The organism is Paenibacillus macerans (assembly GCF_900454495.1).
Taxonomy (GTDB): Bacteria; Bacillota; Bacilli; order Paenibacillales; family Paenibacillaceae; genus Fontibacillus; species Fontibacillus macerans.
The window spans coordinates 2,333,603-2,348,242 of record NZ_UGSI01000001.1 but is presented as its reverse complement, the minus strand read 5'-3'; the positions used below and the strand labels follow the sequence as shown (position 1 = coordinate 2,348,242).

Annotated in this window: 11 protein-coding genes; 10 read left to right on the top strand and 1 reads right to left on the bottom strand. The window is 53.6% G+C overall.

Features of this window, described 5'->3' with window-relative positions:
- The first annotated feature begins 111 nt into the window (after positions 1 to 111).
- From DYE26_RS10490 to DYE26_RS10465, 6 genes are all read left to right on the top strand, one after another.
- The gene (locus tag DYE26_RS10490) at positions 112 to 669 is read left to right on the top strand and encodes a sigma-70 family RNA polymerase sigma factor (RefSeq protein ID WP_371860998.1); all 558 of its coding nucleotides are present in this window, start codon (positions 112 to 114) and stop codon (positions 667 to 669) included.
- Positions 656 to 1,882, top strand: a complete 1,227-nt coding sequence (locus DYE26_RS10485) for a DUF4179 domain-containing protein (protein ID WP_036623994.1) — start codon at positions 656 to 658, stop codon at positions 1,880 to 1,882. The genes DYE26_RS10490 and DYE26_RS10485 overlap by 14 nt, the downstream gene beginning before the upstream one ends.
- Positions 1,883 to 1,908: 26 nt before the next feature.
- On the top strand, positions 1,909 to 2,904 hold the full coding sequence (locus DYE26_RS10480) for a DUF5643 domain-containing protein (protein ID WP_036623993.1): 996 nt from the start codon (positions 1,909 to 1,911) through the stop codon (positions 2,902 to 2,904).
- Positions 2,905 to 3,068: 164 nt separating this feature from the next.
- The gene (locus tag DYE26_RS10475; RefSeq protein WP_036623992.1) at positions 3,069 to 4,055 is read left to right on the top strand and encodes a DUF5643 domain-containing protein; all 987 of its coding nucleotides are present in this window, start codon (positions 3,069 to 3,071) and stop codon (positions 4,053 to 4,055) included.
- A 149-nt stretch (positions 4,056 to 4,204) separates the two neighbouring features.
- Entirely contained in the window at positions 4,205 to 5,167 is a 963-nt protein-coding gene (locus tag DYE26_RS10470; protein ID WP_036623991.1) for a DUF5643 domain-containing protein, read from the top strand.
- A gap of 340 nt (positions 5,168 to 5,507) precedes the next feature.
- The gene (locus DYE26_RS10465; RefSeq protein WP_036623990.1) at positions 5,508 to 8,612 is read left to right on the top strand and encodes a X2-like carbohydrate binding domain-containing protein; all 3,105 of its coding nucleotides are present in this window, start codon (positions 5,508 to 5,510) and stop codon (positions 8,610 to 8,612) included.
- On the opposite strand, the gene DYE26_RS10460 is transcribed toward DYE26_RS10465, so the two are convergent.
- Positions 8,609 to 9,109 (bottom strand): hypothetical protein, encoded by a 501-nt coding sequence (locus tag DYE26_RS10460; protein ID WP_036623989.1) that lies wholly within the window; start codon positions 9,107 to 9,109, stop codon positions 8,609 to 8,611. The genes DYE26_RS10465 and DYE26_RS10460 overlap by 4 nt on opposite strands.
- Positions 9,110 to 9,234: 125 nt before the next feature.
- On the opposite strand from DYE26_RS10460, the gene DYE26_RS10455 reads away from it, so the two are divergent.
- The 4 genes from DYE26_RS10455 (at position 9,235) to DYE26_RS10440 (ending at position 14,627) form a co-directional block, all read left to right on the top strand.
- Complete coding sequence (locus DYE26_RS10455) at positions 9,235 to 10,278, top strand: LacI family DNA-binding transcriptional regulator (RefSeq protein WP_255310095.1); 1,044 nt, start codon at positions 9,235 to 9,237, stop codon at positions 10,276 to 10,278.
- A 130-nt stretch (positions 10,279 to 10,408) separates the two neighbouring features.
- Entirely contained in the window at positions 10,409 to 10,591 is a 183-nt protein-coding gene (locus DYE26_RS10450; RefSeq protein ID WP_155620184.1) for a glycoside hydrolase family 30 beta sandwich domain-containing protein, read from the top strand.
- Between the two features lie 27 nt (positions 10,592 to 10,618).
- A complete protein-coding gene (locus DYE26_RS10445; RefSeq protein WP_036623986.1) occupies positions 10,619 to 13,846 on the top strand; it encodes a hypothetical protein in 3,228 nt (1,075 codons plus the stop codon).
- A gap of 187 nt (positions 13,847 to 14,033) precedes the next feature.
- Positions 14,034 to 14,627: a TetR/AcrR family transcriptional regulator gene (locus tag DYE26_RS10440; protein WP_036623985.1), complete on the top strand. Its 594-nt coding sequence runs from the start codon at positions 14,034 to 14,036 to the stop codon at positions 14,625 to 14,627.
- Positions 14,628 to 14,640: the final 13 nt, after the last annotated feature.

Genomic DNA, 14,640 nt, shown 5'->3' with positions numbered 1-14,640 from the left:
AATTGGGGCTAGGGTCTAAACGAACGTTGAACTTTTTTTGAAGTAGATATAACATTTTCAGAGGCTGACCCATCTAATCTTGCAGAGGGCCCTCAAAAGGAGTTGAAATTCGTGCAACAAGATATGGTACTGGAAGTCAAGCGCGCGCAGCGGGGGGATCGTGAGGCGTTTATCCGGCTCTTCCGGAGGCTGGAACCCGAACTGTACGGCTTGGCGAAGTCCATTGTGAGACGTGACGAAGATTGTGCGGACGCATTTCAGGAAACAACGCTTAAAGCGTATAAATCATTGTCGACATTGCGGCAGCCGAAATATTTTAAAACCTGGGTAATTCGGATTTTAATCAATGAATGCAATCAATTGCTGCGCATGCGCAGTAGAACCGTCGTGATGGCGGAGCTGCCGGAACCGGCGGGAGCGGCGCGGTTTACCGGGGAGTATGAAGAGAACCGCAAGCAGGATCTCCGCGAGGCGGTGGAAAACCTGGACGAAACTTTAAGAATCGTTATCCATCTTTTTTATTATCAGGATTTGCCGATCAAAGAGGTCGCGAGCGTGCTGGAAATTTCGGAGGGAGCTGTCCGGGGGCGCCTGCATAGGGCCAGAGGAATATTGGCCGACAAGGTTAAGCGAATGGGAAGGGAGGAGTTGGCTTATGAAAAAGCGTGATCTTGAAAAAACGCTTCGCGACATCGGCAAGGAACGGTTGACTGAGGTCAGGGAGGTTCCCGATATCATTCGCCGCCGCCAGGATGAGGTTTACGCTTCCTTGGCCGATCTTCCGATGCAGACCCGAAGCGGCCGGAAATCCCGATTCTCCAGGACCTTTAAAGTGGGAGTGGCCGCCGCCGCAGCAATCGCCGTTTTGACGATCGGGCTGGGCAGTGCCATGGTGTCGCCGGCGCTGGCCGAATCGCTCAAAAATGTCCCTATCCTTGGCGGCATCTTCAAATTGGCCGGCGATCTGGGGCTGCAGACGGCAGAGGAGCACGGACTGGCCGAGGAAACGGACGCAAGCGTCACCCATGATGGAATTACCCTTCGTATCCCCCAGGTTGTTTATGATGGCATTCGCCTAACTTTGGCGGTCAAGCGCGAAGGGGAAGGGTTTACCGGGGGAATTCTGGACCATAAGTTCGTAGGTGAAGGCCGGGAGAGGGATGCGATTTACCCAAGAGGGGCTGTACGCGATTGGGAGATGCTGATCGATGGCCAACCAACTTATAATTCTAAAAATCATAAATTTAGTTCAAAAGGAGGGCCGACAGCCGATCCCAATGCGGCGCTGTACGAGTTGTCGGTCATTTCGGAAACGGGCGATTCGTCACAGATTCTTCCCGATCGTTTTGTGCTGACGGCCAAATTTTGGCTGGAAGGCGTTGAGGAGCCGTTCGTTTTCGAACTGCCCGTTCGCAAAAACACGAGTCGTCTCGTTGAAACCTTTGGAGAAACGAGAGAGTGGAACGGGATTACGCTTACGCTTCAGCAAATCCAATATACGCCGATTACGACGAAGGTGGTTTTCGACATCAATGTAGAAGATAAAGCAAGTAGACCACTTAGAAATAATTTACTGTTCGATCTGTGTGACGATCAAGGCAGGAATCTGGGATTGGTAGGTGGCGTGGGGATCTACTACGATAACGGACAGATGCACGCGCGGTATGAAATGCTGTTTGACCGGCTGCAGGAGGTTCCGGATACGGTTACGCTCAAGTCGTTTCAGCCTGAATATATTGACCCGTCGACCAAGCCGGGAGAATCGGGGCAATATAAAGTCGACAGCAACGGAGAAGTCGTTAGAAACTACGTGAAGGAACTGGAGATTACCGTTCCGGTAAACCGGACGGGTTTGGAAAAGTTATATGATTTTCAGAATTAAACAAGGAAATATGGAGGGTGCAGGAGATGAAAAATATATATAAAGTAATGACAACCGCAGCTTTAATGGGGATGCTGGTCGGTGGAACGGCTTGGGGAACAGTGGAAGCAGCCGGTTCGGCAAAGGCCAAAGCGCCGGCAGTGAGCAGCGCGGCGCAAGCTTCCGCGGCCAAAGCCGACAGCGTTACCCAGAACGGCATTACGCTGACCGTCAGCAAAGCGCTGTATGACGGCAACTATGTCAGCCTTACGCTGCAGCGGAGCGGCACAGGGTATACCGGCGGCATCACCGATGGGAAGTTTAATGAAGCGACCGAGGAATACGAGCGGCCCAAAGGCGCGATTAAAAACATTGAAATGTTTATCGACGGCAAATCCATCTACGAGTTCGGCGGGGGAGGCCTAGGCAAAAGACCAAATCTCGGCTGGGGACCGCCTTCCGCACCGGATACGGTGGAAGTTCAACTGATCGATCCTTCTTGGCTCGGCAGCGACGATATGGTTTCCCCAACTTTCCCGGACAAGTTCAAGTTAACCGCGAAGATCACCCTGGAAGGCGTGGATAAGCCGTATACTTTTGATTTTTCACTGCAAAAAAACGCGGACAATCTGCAAGCCCTAAAGCCGAATTTGACGAAAAAACATGGGGATTACAGCGTCACCTTAAGCAAACTTAATGTGACATCGACCTCCACTCGCTTTCAGTTGATCGAGAAAGGGCTGAAAAAAGGCGAGCATTCGCACATCTTGTATGAAGTTGTAGATGATCAAGGTAACCTGCTGGACCTAAAGTCCGGTTCCGGAACCGACGAGAATAACAAAAATGGCGATAAGTATAATGACTATGTGTTCAGTCCCCCGGAGAAAGACGCCAAGTCGATTACAATCAGAGCTTTCGAGCCCGATTTTGTACCCGATAATCCGAATGATCCGTCATCTCCCGGCATCTTTAAAACGGACAGCAACGGTGAACTCATTAAGAACTATATCAAAGAGCTGGAAATGACAGTTAATATTAAGTAAAAACAAATCCCGGTTAGCGGACGGGCCTGCAGCAAATCGCTGCAGGTTTTTAAATTTTTCACGCTCAAAATATAACGTTTTAGTGTACTTATCCATCTAATCCAATAGAGAACTCAATGAAGAGGGATTTCTCGAAAATCAAATCTCATGGAGGGGTTTTTCGAATGAAAAAAGCATATAAGGTGATGTCTTCCGCGGCGCTGGCCGGCGCGCTGTTGCTCGGTACGGCCTGGGGGGCTGCGGAAGCGGCCGGGCCGACGGCGGCAGCGACTTCAGCGGCGAAAAGCGGCGGGACGCTGAGTGCGGCCAAGGGCAAAGCTCCAAGCGTAACTCAGCAAGGCATCACGCTGGAGGTTTCCCAAGCAATCTATGACGGCAACTATGTCGGCATTACCCTAAAGCGGAGCGGCAAAGGGCTTACCGGCAGCATAACTGGAAAATATGATGAAAAGACCGAGGATTATATTTATGAGAAAGGCGCAATTAAAGACCTCGATCTCTTTATCAACGGTAAATCCGCCTACCAGTATGGTGGTGGAAAGTCTATGTCCCAAAGACCAAGCATCGTACGGGGGCCGGGCGCTACACCGGACACGATGAAAATTTCAATGGTCGATCCATCCTGGCTTGGCGGCAGCCTCAAAGCGTTTCCGGACAAGTTCAAGCTTACCGCCAAAGTGACTTTGGAGGGTGTGGACAAACCGTATACGCTTACTATGACGTTGCAAAAAACCAAGGGAAAGGCTTTGAAACCGAATCTAACGAAAAAACGCGGGGATTATAGCGTTACCTTAAGTAAACTTAATGTGACATCGACCTCTACCCGAGTTCAGTTGATTGAGAAAGGGTTGGACAAAAACAAGTCTTCGCATATCATGTATGAAGCTGTGGATGATCAAGGGAACGAGATGGCGATGATTTCAGGTCATGGAAGTGACGAGAATAACAAAAATGGCGATACGTATAATGACTTTGTGTTCAGTGCTTCGGGGAAAGACGCCAAGTCGATTACAATCAAAGCTTTCGAGCCCGGTTTCGTACCCGATGATCCAAACGATCCAAATTCTCCCGGTATATTTAAAACGGACAGCAACGGCAAATTGATTAAAAACTATATCAAGGACCTGGAAATGACGGTTAATATTAAGTAAAAGTCAAATCCGGCAGTGGGCGAGCCTGCAGCTAGTCGCTGCAGGCTTTTAATTTTTTACGCTCAAAATATAACGTTTCGGTGTACTTATCCATCTAATCCAATAGCGTGCTCATATAAGGAAAGGAAAAATTTAATGGAGGGATTTCAATGAAAAATACATACAAGGTAATGTCTTCTGCGGCGCTGGCCGGCGCACTGTTGTTCGGTACGGCCTGGGGGGCTGCCGAAGCGGCCGGACCTATGGCGGCAGCGAATTCAACAGCGAAAAGCGGCGGGACACTAAGTGCGGCCAAGGCCAAAGCTCCAAGTGTAACTCAGCAAGGCATCACGCTGGAGATTTCCCAAGCAATCTATGACGGCAACTATGTCGGCATTACCCTGAAGCGGAGCGGCGAAGGGCTTACTGGCGAAATAACTGGAAAATATGATGAAAAGACGGGGGAAGATATTTATGAGAAAGGTGCAATTAAAGACCTCGATCTCTTTATTGATGGTAAACCCGCCCACGAGTACGGCGGCGGAAAGTCTATGGCCCAAAAAACGCAGATCACTCAGGGAAAGGGTTCCACAAAGGACATGTTTGACATTAGAATGGCCGATCCATCCTGGATTGGCGGCAATCTTAAAGCGTTTCCGGACAAGTTCAAGCTTACCGCCAAAGTGACCCTGGAAGGCGTGGACAAGCCGTATACACTGGATATGACGTTGCAGAAAACCAAGGGAAAGGCCTTGAAACCTAATCTGACCAAAAAATCCGGAAAACTAAACGTCTCGCTGGGCAAACTTAATCTGACTTCCAGCTCCTCCCGAATTCAACTGATCATAAAAGGGCTGGAAAAGGGTAAGCCTTCTCCTATCAATTATGAGCTTGTGGACGATCAAGGCAAAGAACTTAAAAAGATCTTCGGTCACGGAAGTGACGATAATGACAATAATGGCGTTATATATTACGATTTTGTGACCGATGCCTTGAGTAAAAACGCCAAGTCGATCACGGTCAAAGCTTACCAGTACGAACTCGAGCCAAACGGGACAGCAAAAGAGGACAGCAACGGTGAAACCATCAAAAACTATATCAAGGATTTGGAAATGACCGTAAAAGTAAAATAATCGTCGTCTTTATTGGCTTGCTCTGTGCGCCGAGTGTTGTGGCGCAGAGCAAGCTTTTTTAGATTACATAACATTCTGTTGGAATAGAGTAAACCAGGAAATTCTTAAAAATAGAAATGATTTCAAAGTAATATATAACATTGAATTATATTACATAATAAGGTAATCTATGATTGGAAGATTTAAACAATACTAGACTCTATCGGATCGGGTATGACAAAACCCGACGGTATTCGCCAAAGGAGGGATGTCGAAAAACAAAGATTGCGTGCTTGCTGTCTGCCGAATATTAACGAGACTACGAGAGACGGCAAAATAACTCACTTGGGAGGGATATTTTATGGGAAAGAGTAAACATCGCTTAAAAAAACTGTCCGTGCTGGCGGTTGCGTTTATGATCGCCGGAACCTCTTATTCGGGATTTACGTCCCCGGCGCTGGCGGCTGCAGGTGAGCCTGCAGCCAGCGAACCTTACGTGTGGAAAAACGTTATGACCGGAGGCGGAGGCGGCTTTATTCCGGGGATCGTGTTTAACGCCAGCGAACCCAACCTCATCTATGCCCGGACGGACATCGGGGGCGCTTATCGCTGGGAACAAGGCACCGGGACTTGGAAGCAGCTCCTGGGCTGGGTTGGCATGGATGATTGGAGCAAGAGCGGCGTCGACGCGCTCGCCACGGACCCGGTCGACCCGGATCGGCTCTATTTGGCGGTCGGGACGTATACGAACAGCTGGGATCCCCATAACGGGCGCATCCTGCGCTCCACCGACCGCGGCGAAACGTGGGAGGAGACGGAGCTGCCGTTCAAGGTCGGCGGCAATATGCCGGGCCGGTCGTTGGGAGAACGGCTGGTCATTGATCCGAACCAGAACAACGTTCTTTATTTTGGCGCCCGCAGCGGAAACGGTTTATGGAAGAGCACCGACTACGGGGAAACCTGGAGCAAAGTAAGCCAGTTCCCGAATCCCGGCACTTATGTGGAAAATCCCGACAACGAATATCAAAGCGATATCACCGGATTGGCCTGGATCACTTTTGATCCTGCAACGGGCTCGCACGGACAAGCGACGCAGACGATTTACGTCGGGGTAGCGGATAAGAATGAAAGCGTGTACCGCTCCACGGACGGAGGCGAGACCTGGGAGGCGGTTCCGGGGCAGCCGAGCGGGTATTTACCGCATCACGGCGTCCTATCGTCCGATGGCTTCTTGTATATTACCTATAGCAACGGCGCAGGACCGTACGACGGCACCAAGGGCGAGGTATGGAAGCTGAATACGTCCACCGGCGAATGGACCAATATCAGCCCGGTGCCGAGCAGCAGCGACGATAACTATTACGGATACGGCGGTCTCGCCGTCGACGCGCAGAATCCGGGTACCGTCATGGTAGCTACGCTCAATTCCTGGTGGCCGGACGCGATTATTTTCCGCAGCACTGACGGCGGAGCGACCTGGAGCCGCATTTGGGACTGGAACGGCTATCCGAGCCGCACCTTGCGTTACAACCATGATATTTCCGCCGCTCCTTGGCTTGACTTCGGGAACTATCCGATTCCTCCGGAAATCACCCCGAAACTCGGCTGGATGATCGGCGATCTGGAGATCGATCCGTTTAATTCCGACCGCATGATGTACGGAACCGGGGCGACCATTTACGGGACCGACAATTTAACGGAATGGGATAAAGGCGGCAAAATCGACCTGGAAGTGAAGGCCGAGGGAATCGAAGAAACCTCGGTCACCGCCCTGATCAGTCCGCCATCGGGCGCTCATCTGCTCAGCGGAAACCTTGATGTGACCGGCTTCCGGCATGACGACCTTACCCAAGCGCCGGCAAAAATGTTTACGAATCCGGCCGGGACCGTGGATATGGATTACGCCGAACTCGACCCGGGCTTCATCGTCCGCGTCGCCACGGTAAACCGGTCGGAAAAACCAAACGATAAAGCGATCGGCTTCTCCCGCGACGGCGGCGGGAATTGGTACACCGGCGGCGAGCCGTCCGGCACTTCCGGCGGAGGCACGATTGCCCTGGCCGCTCGCGGAGAGAGCCTCGTCTGGAGCACCTCCGACGTCGGCGTACACTATTCGAAGGGCGGCAATTCCTGGACCGCCAGCAGCGGCGTGCCTGCCGGAGCGCTTGTCGCCTCCGACCGCGTCAATTCCAATCTATTTTACGCTTTGTCCGGAGGGAGCCTATACGTCAGCCGTGACGGCGGCGCCAGCTTTACGAAAACAAGCGCCACAGGACTTCCGGCATCCGGCGATCTCGATCTGAAAGCGATGCCTGGACGGGAAGGGGACGTTTGGGTGGCCGGCGGCAGAGCATTTGACGGCAACTCGGGTCTCTGGCATTCCAGCGATGCCGGCGCTACTTTCACAAAGTTAACGAGCGTGGAAGAAGCGAGCGTTATCGGGTTTGGTAAGCCCGCCCCGGGACGTAACGTCATGGCGCTGTATACGAGCGGGAAAATCGGCGGAGAGCGCGGCTTTTTCCGGTCTGATGACGGCGGCGAGAGCTGGGTGCGCATTAACGACGACCAGCATCAATATGGCACCACCAATTCGGCCATTACCGGCGATCCGCGCATTTTCGGGCGGGTATACATCGGAACCAACGGATACGGCATCGTCTATGGCGATACGACGGTGACGCCGCAGGAACCGGAAGAGCCCGGGGAGCCGCAAGAACCGGGACAAAATGCTACGATTTCGCCAACCTCTGCCACTTTCGACCTTAAGCAAGGCAACCAGGCCGATATCTCTGTGGCGCTGACGCTCAACGACAAGACGTTTAGCGGCATTTATAACGGGACGACTCAGTTGAAGGAAGGCGTAGACTACACCGTCTCCGATTCGAAGGTGACGATTCTGCAAGACTTTTTGGCGGCGCAGCCGACAGGAACATTAAAGCTGACTTTCCGCTTTAGCGCCGGTGCCGATGCCCTGCTGAACATTGCGATCGTGGATTCGACCAAGGCGCCAAACGGCAGCCTGCGGATTGAAGCGGTCAACGGAACGCTGCAGTCCACGGCCAACACGCTGAATCCGCGCATCAGACTAACCAATACCGGGACGGAGGAGCTCGCGCTGAAAGACGTTACTTTGCGTTATTATTACACGGTTGACGGGGAAAAGGGGCAAAACTTGTTCTGCGATTGGACGCAAGTCGGCAGCGGCAATGTAACCGGAAGCTTTGTCAAATTGCCGGAAGCCGCTAATGGGGCCGACTATTATGCGGAGATCGGTTTTACGGAAGCGGCCGGAACGCTTGCTCCGGGCCAGACCATCGACCTGCATATTCGCATCTCCAAGGAAGATTGGAGCAACTACAGCCAAAGCGACGACTATTCCTTTAACCCCGATGCCACGTCTTATGCCGAAACACTCAAAATTACCGGATACGTTGGCGGGGCGCTGCAATGGGGGCTTGAGCCTTAAGAGACATAAGGTAAGGGATAATCAGCATGAAGCATATAGAGTGATACGTGAAAAGTGGAGCATGGGGCAAGAAGTTGATGCTTGAGATGCCTGAAAATGAAGTATGGACAGCAGCCGATCCACTTTTTACTCCACAACCAATGGTTGCAGTCATATAGAGGCAGGCCGGCATGGGAGAAAAAGGCCCACTTGCCGGCCTGTTTTTTGAGAAGAGGGGTTGACCTGACCCGGTTAAGTTGCGGAGGCCACAGCTGGACAAGGCTTCCCAAAGCCGTGGAAAAACGGAAAAAAAGGGCGCTATTATCTCCAAAAGTAAGGGGTACTACCAAAATAAAGGAATTTTTTACCGCTATTATTGGCAGCTGAGGGGAAAGAGACGCTTTTTCCAAGTCTGGTTCCCAAATAGGAACTAAAAGTTCCTCTATTTTTTGGGCGAGAGGTAAAACTACAATAATAGCGCCATAAATTACCGTTATATCTGCGAACCGGTTGTTCATCGGCCTTCATCGGCGTGAGAAGCTGCGGTTTTGTCGTCACTCGGGACCATTATGATCGGCTCCTTTCGTAAAGTTACGACATGATCCAAGGTTGACTTTCCGGGGCCAGGACGGCTACAATTTCCATGAGTCTTGCAAGCATTTCGACAAGGAGGGGCGAAGCCATGATCACGATATATGATATTGCCCGGAAAACCGGGTTGTCGCCTACGACCGTATCGAAGGCGTTCAACGGCTATTCCGATGTCAGCGAGAAGACGCGCCGTAAAATTCTGGATACGGCCGAGCAGCTTGGCTATGTGCCTAATGCGCATGCGCGCTCCCTGACGACCAAACGCTCCTGGACGATCGGCATGCTGTTTATCGAACCTTCCGGAGCGGGCGTTCTGCATCCGTATTTTGGCGGGGTGATCGAGAGTTTTAAGCAAGTGGCGGCCTTAAGGGGTTACGATTTGATGTTTATTTCCAAGGACATTGGCGGCAAAAAAAGCGGATACCTGGAGCATTGCAAAATTCGCGGCATCGACGGGGTTGTCGTGATTTTGCCGGACGCGGCCGACCCCTATTACCAGGAGCTGTTGGATTCGAGCTTGCCGTGCCTTCTGCTGGATCAGGAAAGCGCACGAAAAAGCACGATCTGCTCCGATAATGCGGAGGGAACCCGGATGGCGGTGGAATATTTGCATTCGCTGGGGCACCGGAGGATCGCGCATATCGGCGGCGGGCCGACGTTTGCCGGAAAGCAGCGGCTTGCGGGTTATCTGCAGGCGATGGAACGGCTAGGGCTGCCGGTTCATCCCGGGCATGTCGTGCAGGGGAGCTGCGATTTTACGGTCGAAAGCGGCAAAAAAGCGATGGAGCAGCTGCTTCAGGCCGAGGAACTGCCAACCGCGGTGTTTGCCGCCGGCGACAATTTGGCCGTAGGCGCCATGATCGCGATCAAGGAGCATGGCCTTAGCGTACCGGAGCATATTTCTATCGTCGGCTTCGACGACATCCAAATGGCGAAATACTTAACACCCGCCTTGACCACGGTAAGGCAAAACACATATTTGCTTGGCAGCAGGGCCGCCGACATGTTAATCTATACCATAGAAGGCGGGGCCGTTATCCAAAGCGATTGTGTTCCGGTGGAGCTGGTCGTTCGCGATTCCTGCCGTGCGCTTTAAAGCCAGCCCCATTTTTTTTCGGAAAAATCGAAACCGGTTTCGGTCCTTGTATTGCAAAGGTTTGGTGAATATTCAAGGCAAACATCGGCCATTTCAGCAAGTATATTCGCCCGGGAGCGTGCGGATCGGCTTGGAAACAACGGGAGCTCCGGGTCTCCTTGGCACCGCGTTTCGCAATCCGGACGGCGGCATCTCCATAGTCGTGCAGAACGAAATTGATACGGCGCAGTCCTTCGTCCTGGAGCTGGGCGGGGAAAACGTCACGGAAACTTTGCCGGCGCACTCGATCGCCACTTACATCATCAAAGGTTAAATCGGCCAAAACGGAGGGATATGCCATATGACTAAATATACTTTTGAGCAAAATGCGTTTGTGATCGAACAGTTTGATCAGGCCAAGCCGTTTTCCAGCTTTCTGCCCGGCCTGGCCGGTCTCAAGGGGATTCCGATGTGGACGTTTTACGTCAACCGCGGCCAGGCGGTGTGCAGCTTCGGCATCCGGGACAAAAACAGCCCGATTATGGAATTTTCCCCGGCGAGTATTACCTACCAGTCGGTGGCGATGAAGGGCTTTCGGACCTTTGTCAAAATCGAGGGAAAACAGGGAGTTTACGAGCCGTTCCAAAGCGCCTTCCCCGATACGGCAGCCAAACGGCGCATGCGGATTCTGCCCAACGAGCTTGTGATCGAGGAAACGCATGAAGCACAGGGGCTTAAATTCAAAGTGACTTATTTTCACATTCCGAACGACGATTATGCCGCGTTGGCACGGAAGGTTGAAATTACCAACATTTCCGGCTCGCCGCTGAAACTGGAACTGCTGGACGGGATGCCGGAGATTCTGCCGTACGGCGTGGAGAACGCGGGCTACAAGGAGATCGGCAATCTGCTGCGCAGCTGGATGGAGGTCGGCAACCTGGACCGGGGCATCCCTTATTACCGCGTCCGCTCCAGCACGCATGACGAGGCGGAGGTCAGCGAGGTGCAAAGCGGCCATTTCTATTTGTCCTTTGGCGATGACGGCGGGAAGCTGCCGGCGATTGCCGACTTCGAGCTCATCTTTGGCGGCAACACGTCGCTCGCCCACCCCGACCGCTTTGCGGCGGAGCCGCTCGCGGCGCTGACCGCGCAGCCGCAGTACTGCACGAACAAGGTGCCGTGCGCGTTTTCGGCCCTATCCGCCGAGCTTGCTCCGGGGGAAAGCCGCTGCGTTTATACGCTGATCGGGCATATCGACAGCGTCGAGCGGCTGAACGCCAAGGCTCCCGCGATCGCCAGCCCGGCCTACTTCGCGCAAAAATACGGCGAAGCCGGCGCGCTTACGGAGAGCCTGACCGCGGATATCGCCACCAAAACCGCCTTGCCGCTATTCGACGCTTACTGCCGGCAAAGCTATCTGGACAATTTCCTGCGCGGCGGGTATCCGTTTATTTTCGAAAACGGCCGGGAAGGCTTCGTGATTCATCTGTATTCCCGAAAACACGGGGATCTGGAGCGGGATTACAACTTTTTCTCGATCGCCCCGGAATATTATTCGCAGGGAAACGGCAACTTCCGCGACGCCAACCAGAACCGCCGCAGCGACATCTATTTCAATCCGCGCGTCGGGACGTTTAATATCCGTATGTTTTTCAGCCTGATTCAAGCGGACGGTTACAACCCGCTCGGCGTGGAAGGCACCAGCTTCCGGGTTCCGGCCGCTAACAAGGACGCGCTGACCGCCTACCTGGACACGGCCGCAACCGGCAGCCGGGAGGAGTTGGCTGAGTTGTGCCTGGGCAAATTTACGCCGGGCAAGCTGAGCTCGTTCGTGAACGGGCGCGGCATTGCTTTAAACGTGACTGAAAACGAATTTCTTAGCGGAATTTTAACCTTGGCCGATCAGCATATCGAAGCTTCCTTTGGAGAAGGATACTGGTCGGATCACTGGACGTACAATATGGATTTGGTCGACAGCTATCTGGATATTTTTCCGGACCGCAAGGAGTGGCTGCTGTTTGAGGAGCAAGAGTACGCCTTCTTCGACAGCCCGGCCCGCGTGCTGCCGCGAAGCGAGAAATATGTCATCGCCGCGGGCGGCGTTCGCCAGTACGGCGCGCTGGTGCATGACGAGGAGAAGATGGAAAAGTTCGGGCTGACCTTAAAAGACACGAACTGGCTGAGAACTGGCCATGGAACCGGTGAAATTTACCGCACCAACTTGTTCGTGAAGCTGTTGTCGCTTGGGCTGATTAAGTTCGCCACGCTTGATCCGTTCGGGATGGGCGTGGAGATGGAAGCCAACAAGCCGGGCTGGAACGACGCGATGAACGGCCTGCCGGGCTTGTTCGGCTCGGGGATGAGCGAAACGTTCGAGCTGAAACGGCTGTTGCGGTTTATCGAAGCGGCGTGCGCGGAGGAGGGGGCGGCGGATCGCGAAATCGCCGTGCCTGAGGAGATCGCGGACCTGCTTGAAGAGGTGGAGCGGCTGCTGGCGGAGCATCTGAACGGGACGCTGGCCCAGTTCGATTACTGGGACCGGGTCGCCGCGGCCCGCGAGCGCTACCGGGAGGCGATCCGCTTTGGCATTGCGGGCAGCGAGCGCAAGGTGCGGCTGGGCGGTCTTGGCGGAACGCTGCGGTCGATGCTCGGGAAAATCGAGCGCGGCATCCGCGAGGCCATTCGGCTTGGCGGCGGGCTGACGCCGACGTATTTTGCTTTTGAAGCCGCGGAGTACGAGCCGGTGCTGAACGGGCAGGGCGAGCCGGTCATCAGCGGCTACGGCCTGCCGAAGGCGCGCGTGAACAAGTTCGCGGTCCGGGCTTTGCCGCATTTTCTAGAGGGCCCGGCCCGCTGGCTGAAAACGGTGGAGGACGTAAACGAAGCCAAGCAGGCCTATGAAAAAATCCGCGCAAGCGATTTGTTCGACGAACGGCTGGGCATGTACAAAACCTCGGTCAGCCTTGACGGCGAATCCCATGAGATCGGGCGGATTCGCGCCTTTACGCCGGGCTGGCTGGAGCGGGAGTCGGTATTTTTGCACATGAGCTACAAATACCTGCTGGCGCTGCTCAAAAGCGGCCTGACGGAGCAGTTTTTCGCCGAGCTGCGCACGTCGTTGATTCCGTTTCTCGATCCGGCCGTCTACGGGCGCAGCACGCTGGAAAATTCGTCGTTTATCGCGACGAGCGTCAACCCGGACCCGCAGACCCACGGCCGCGGCTATGTCGCACGGCTCAGCGGCTCTACCGCCGAATTCCTCAGCATGTGGACGGCGATGATGGCCGGAAAACGCGTCTTCCGCATGAACGGAAACGAACTTGTCCTGGCGTTTAATCCGCAGCTGCCGGGCTGGCTGTTCGATGAGCGGGGCGAGCTCTCGTTCCGGTTCCTCGGCACGACGGACGTAACGTACGTCAATCCGCAGAAGAAGAATACGTACGGAGCCGATCGCGCGGAAATCCGGCGGCTGACCGTGCTAGAACAGGGCGGGACCCGGACTGTGGTCGACGGTCCGGTCCTTGCCGGTCCGCTGGCTGAAGCGGTCCGCAGCGGCCAGGTTCAACGCATCGAAATTGAGCTGGGCTAGCGGTTTAATAATGGGAAGGGGCTGGGGAATCCCGGCCCTTTCCGTTTTTCCAGCAGAGATGAGGGAAGGCGAACGGCAAGCAGAGCGGCAAAAGTGAAGCCTAAAGAGCCTCCGGCGATGTTTGAATTTCAGGCCTGCTTTTGCTAAGATATAGAACGAACGTTCAGTATAGAAGGGGGTGTTCCTGATGAACAAAAAGCTGCAGCAGACCCTTGAAACCAAAAAGCGGATTGCCGACGCGGCCAAAACGCTCATTTTTAATAAAGGGTACAAGGCGACTTCCATTGAGGATATCGTGGAGGCCTCCGGCAGCAGCAAAGGGAATATCTATTACCATTTTAAGAGTAAGGAAGGCCTATTCCTGCATATAATAAAGGAATGGGACGAGGAATGGGAGCAGCGCTGGGGAGAGAAGGAGCATTTGTATCCTACGGCGATGGATAAACTGTACGGGATGGCCGACCAACTGGCGCTAGACGAGTTGAACCACCCGATTTCGAAAGCGATCGATGAATTTATGAACAGCGAAGATTTGGCTGAAGATGTAAAAACCAAAATGGCGGAGATTTTCGCAAGCCATTTTGCTTTCAATAAGCAACTGCTTCAGCAGGGCATCGCTGCCGGTGAATTTGCGCCTGGCGACACGGAAACCCTCAGCGTTGTTCTGGAAAGTCTTTTGGCAGGATTAAGCGAGATGACCCGGGTCGTTAAATTCGCGGATGTGCAACGGTTGTATCATGATGCGGTGACCGTGTTTCTTCGCGGCATAACCCCGAGATAAACTTAAGTTTTTT

What these genes read in the sequence shown, in the direction of transcription:
- DYE26_RS10485 (WP_036623994.1), top strand. Translation starts at nt 656, where the DNA reads ATGAAAAAGCGTGATCTTGAAAAAACGCTTCGCGACATCGGCAAGGAA.
- DYE26_RS10480 (WP_036623993.1), top strand. Translation starts at nt 1,909, where the DNA reads ATGAAAAATATATATAAAGTAATGACAACCGCAGCTTTAATGGGGATG.
- DYE26_RS10475 (WP_036623992.1), top strand. Translation starts at nt 3,069, where the DNA reads ATGAAAAAAGCATATAAGGTGATGTCTTCCGCGGCGCTGGCCGGCGCG.
- DYE26_RS10470 (WP_036623991.1), top strand. Translation starts at nt 4,205, where the DNA reads ATGAAAAATACATACAAGGTAATGTCTTCTGCGGCGCTGGCCGGCGCA.
- DYE26_RS10465 (WP_036623990.1), top strand. Translation starts at nt 5,508, where the DNA reads ATGGGAAAGAGTAAACATCGCTTAAAAAAACTGTCCGTGCTGGCGGTT.
- DYE26_RS10460 (WP_036623989.1), bottom strand. Translation starts at nt 9,109, where the DNA reads ATGAACAACCGGTTCGCAGATATAACGGTAATTTATGGCGCTATTATT.
- DYE26_RS10455 (WP_255310095.1), top strand. Translation starts at nt 9,235, where the DNA reads ATGAGTCTTGCAAGCATTTCGACAAGGAGGGGCGAAGCCATGATCACG.
- DYE26_RS10445 (WP_036623986.1), top strand. Translation starts at nt 10,619, where the DNA reads ATGACTAAATATACTTTTGAGCAAAATGCGTTTGTGATCGAACAGTTT.
- DYE26_RS10440 (WP_036623985.1), top strand. Translation starts at nt 14,034, where the DNA reads ATGAACAAAAAGCTGCAGCAGACCCTTGAAACCAAAAAGCGGATTGCC.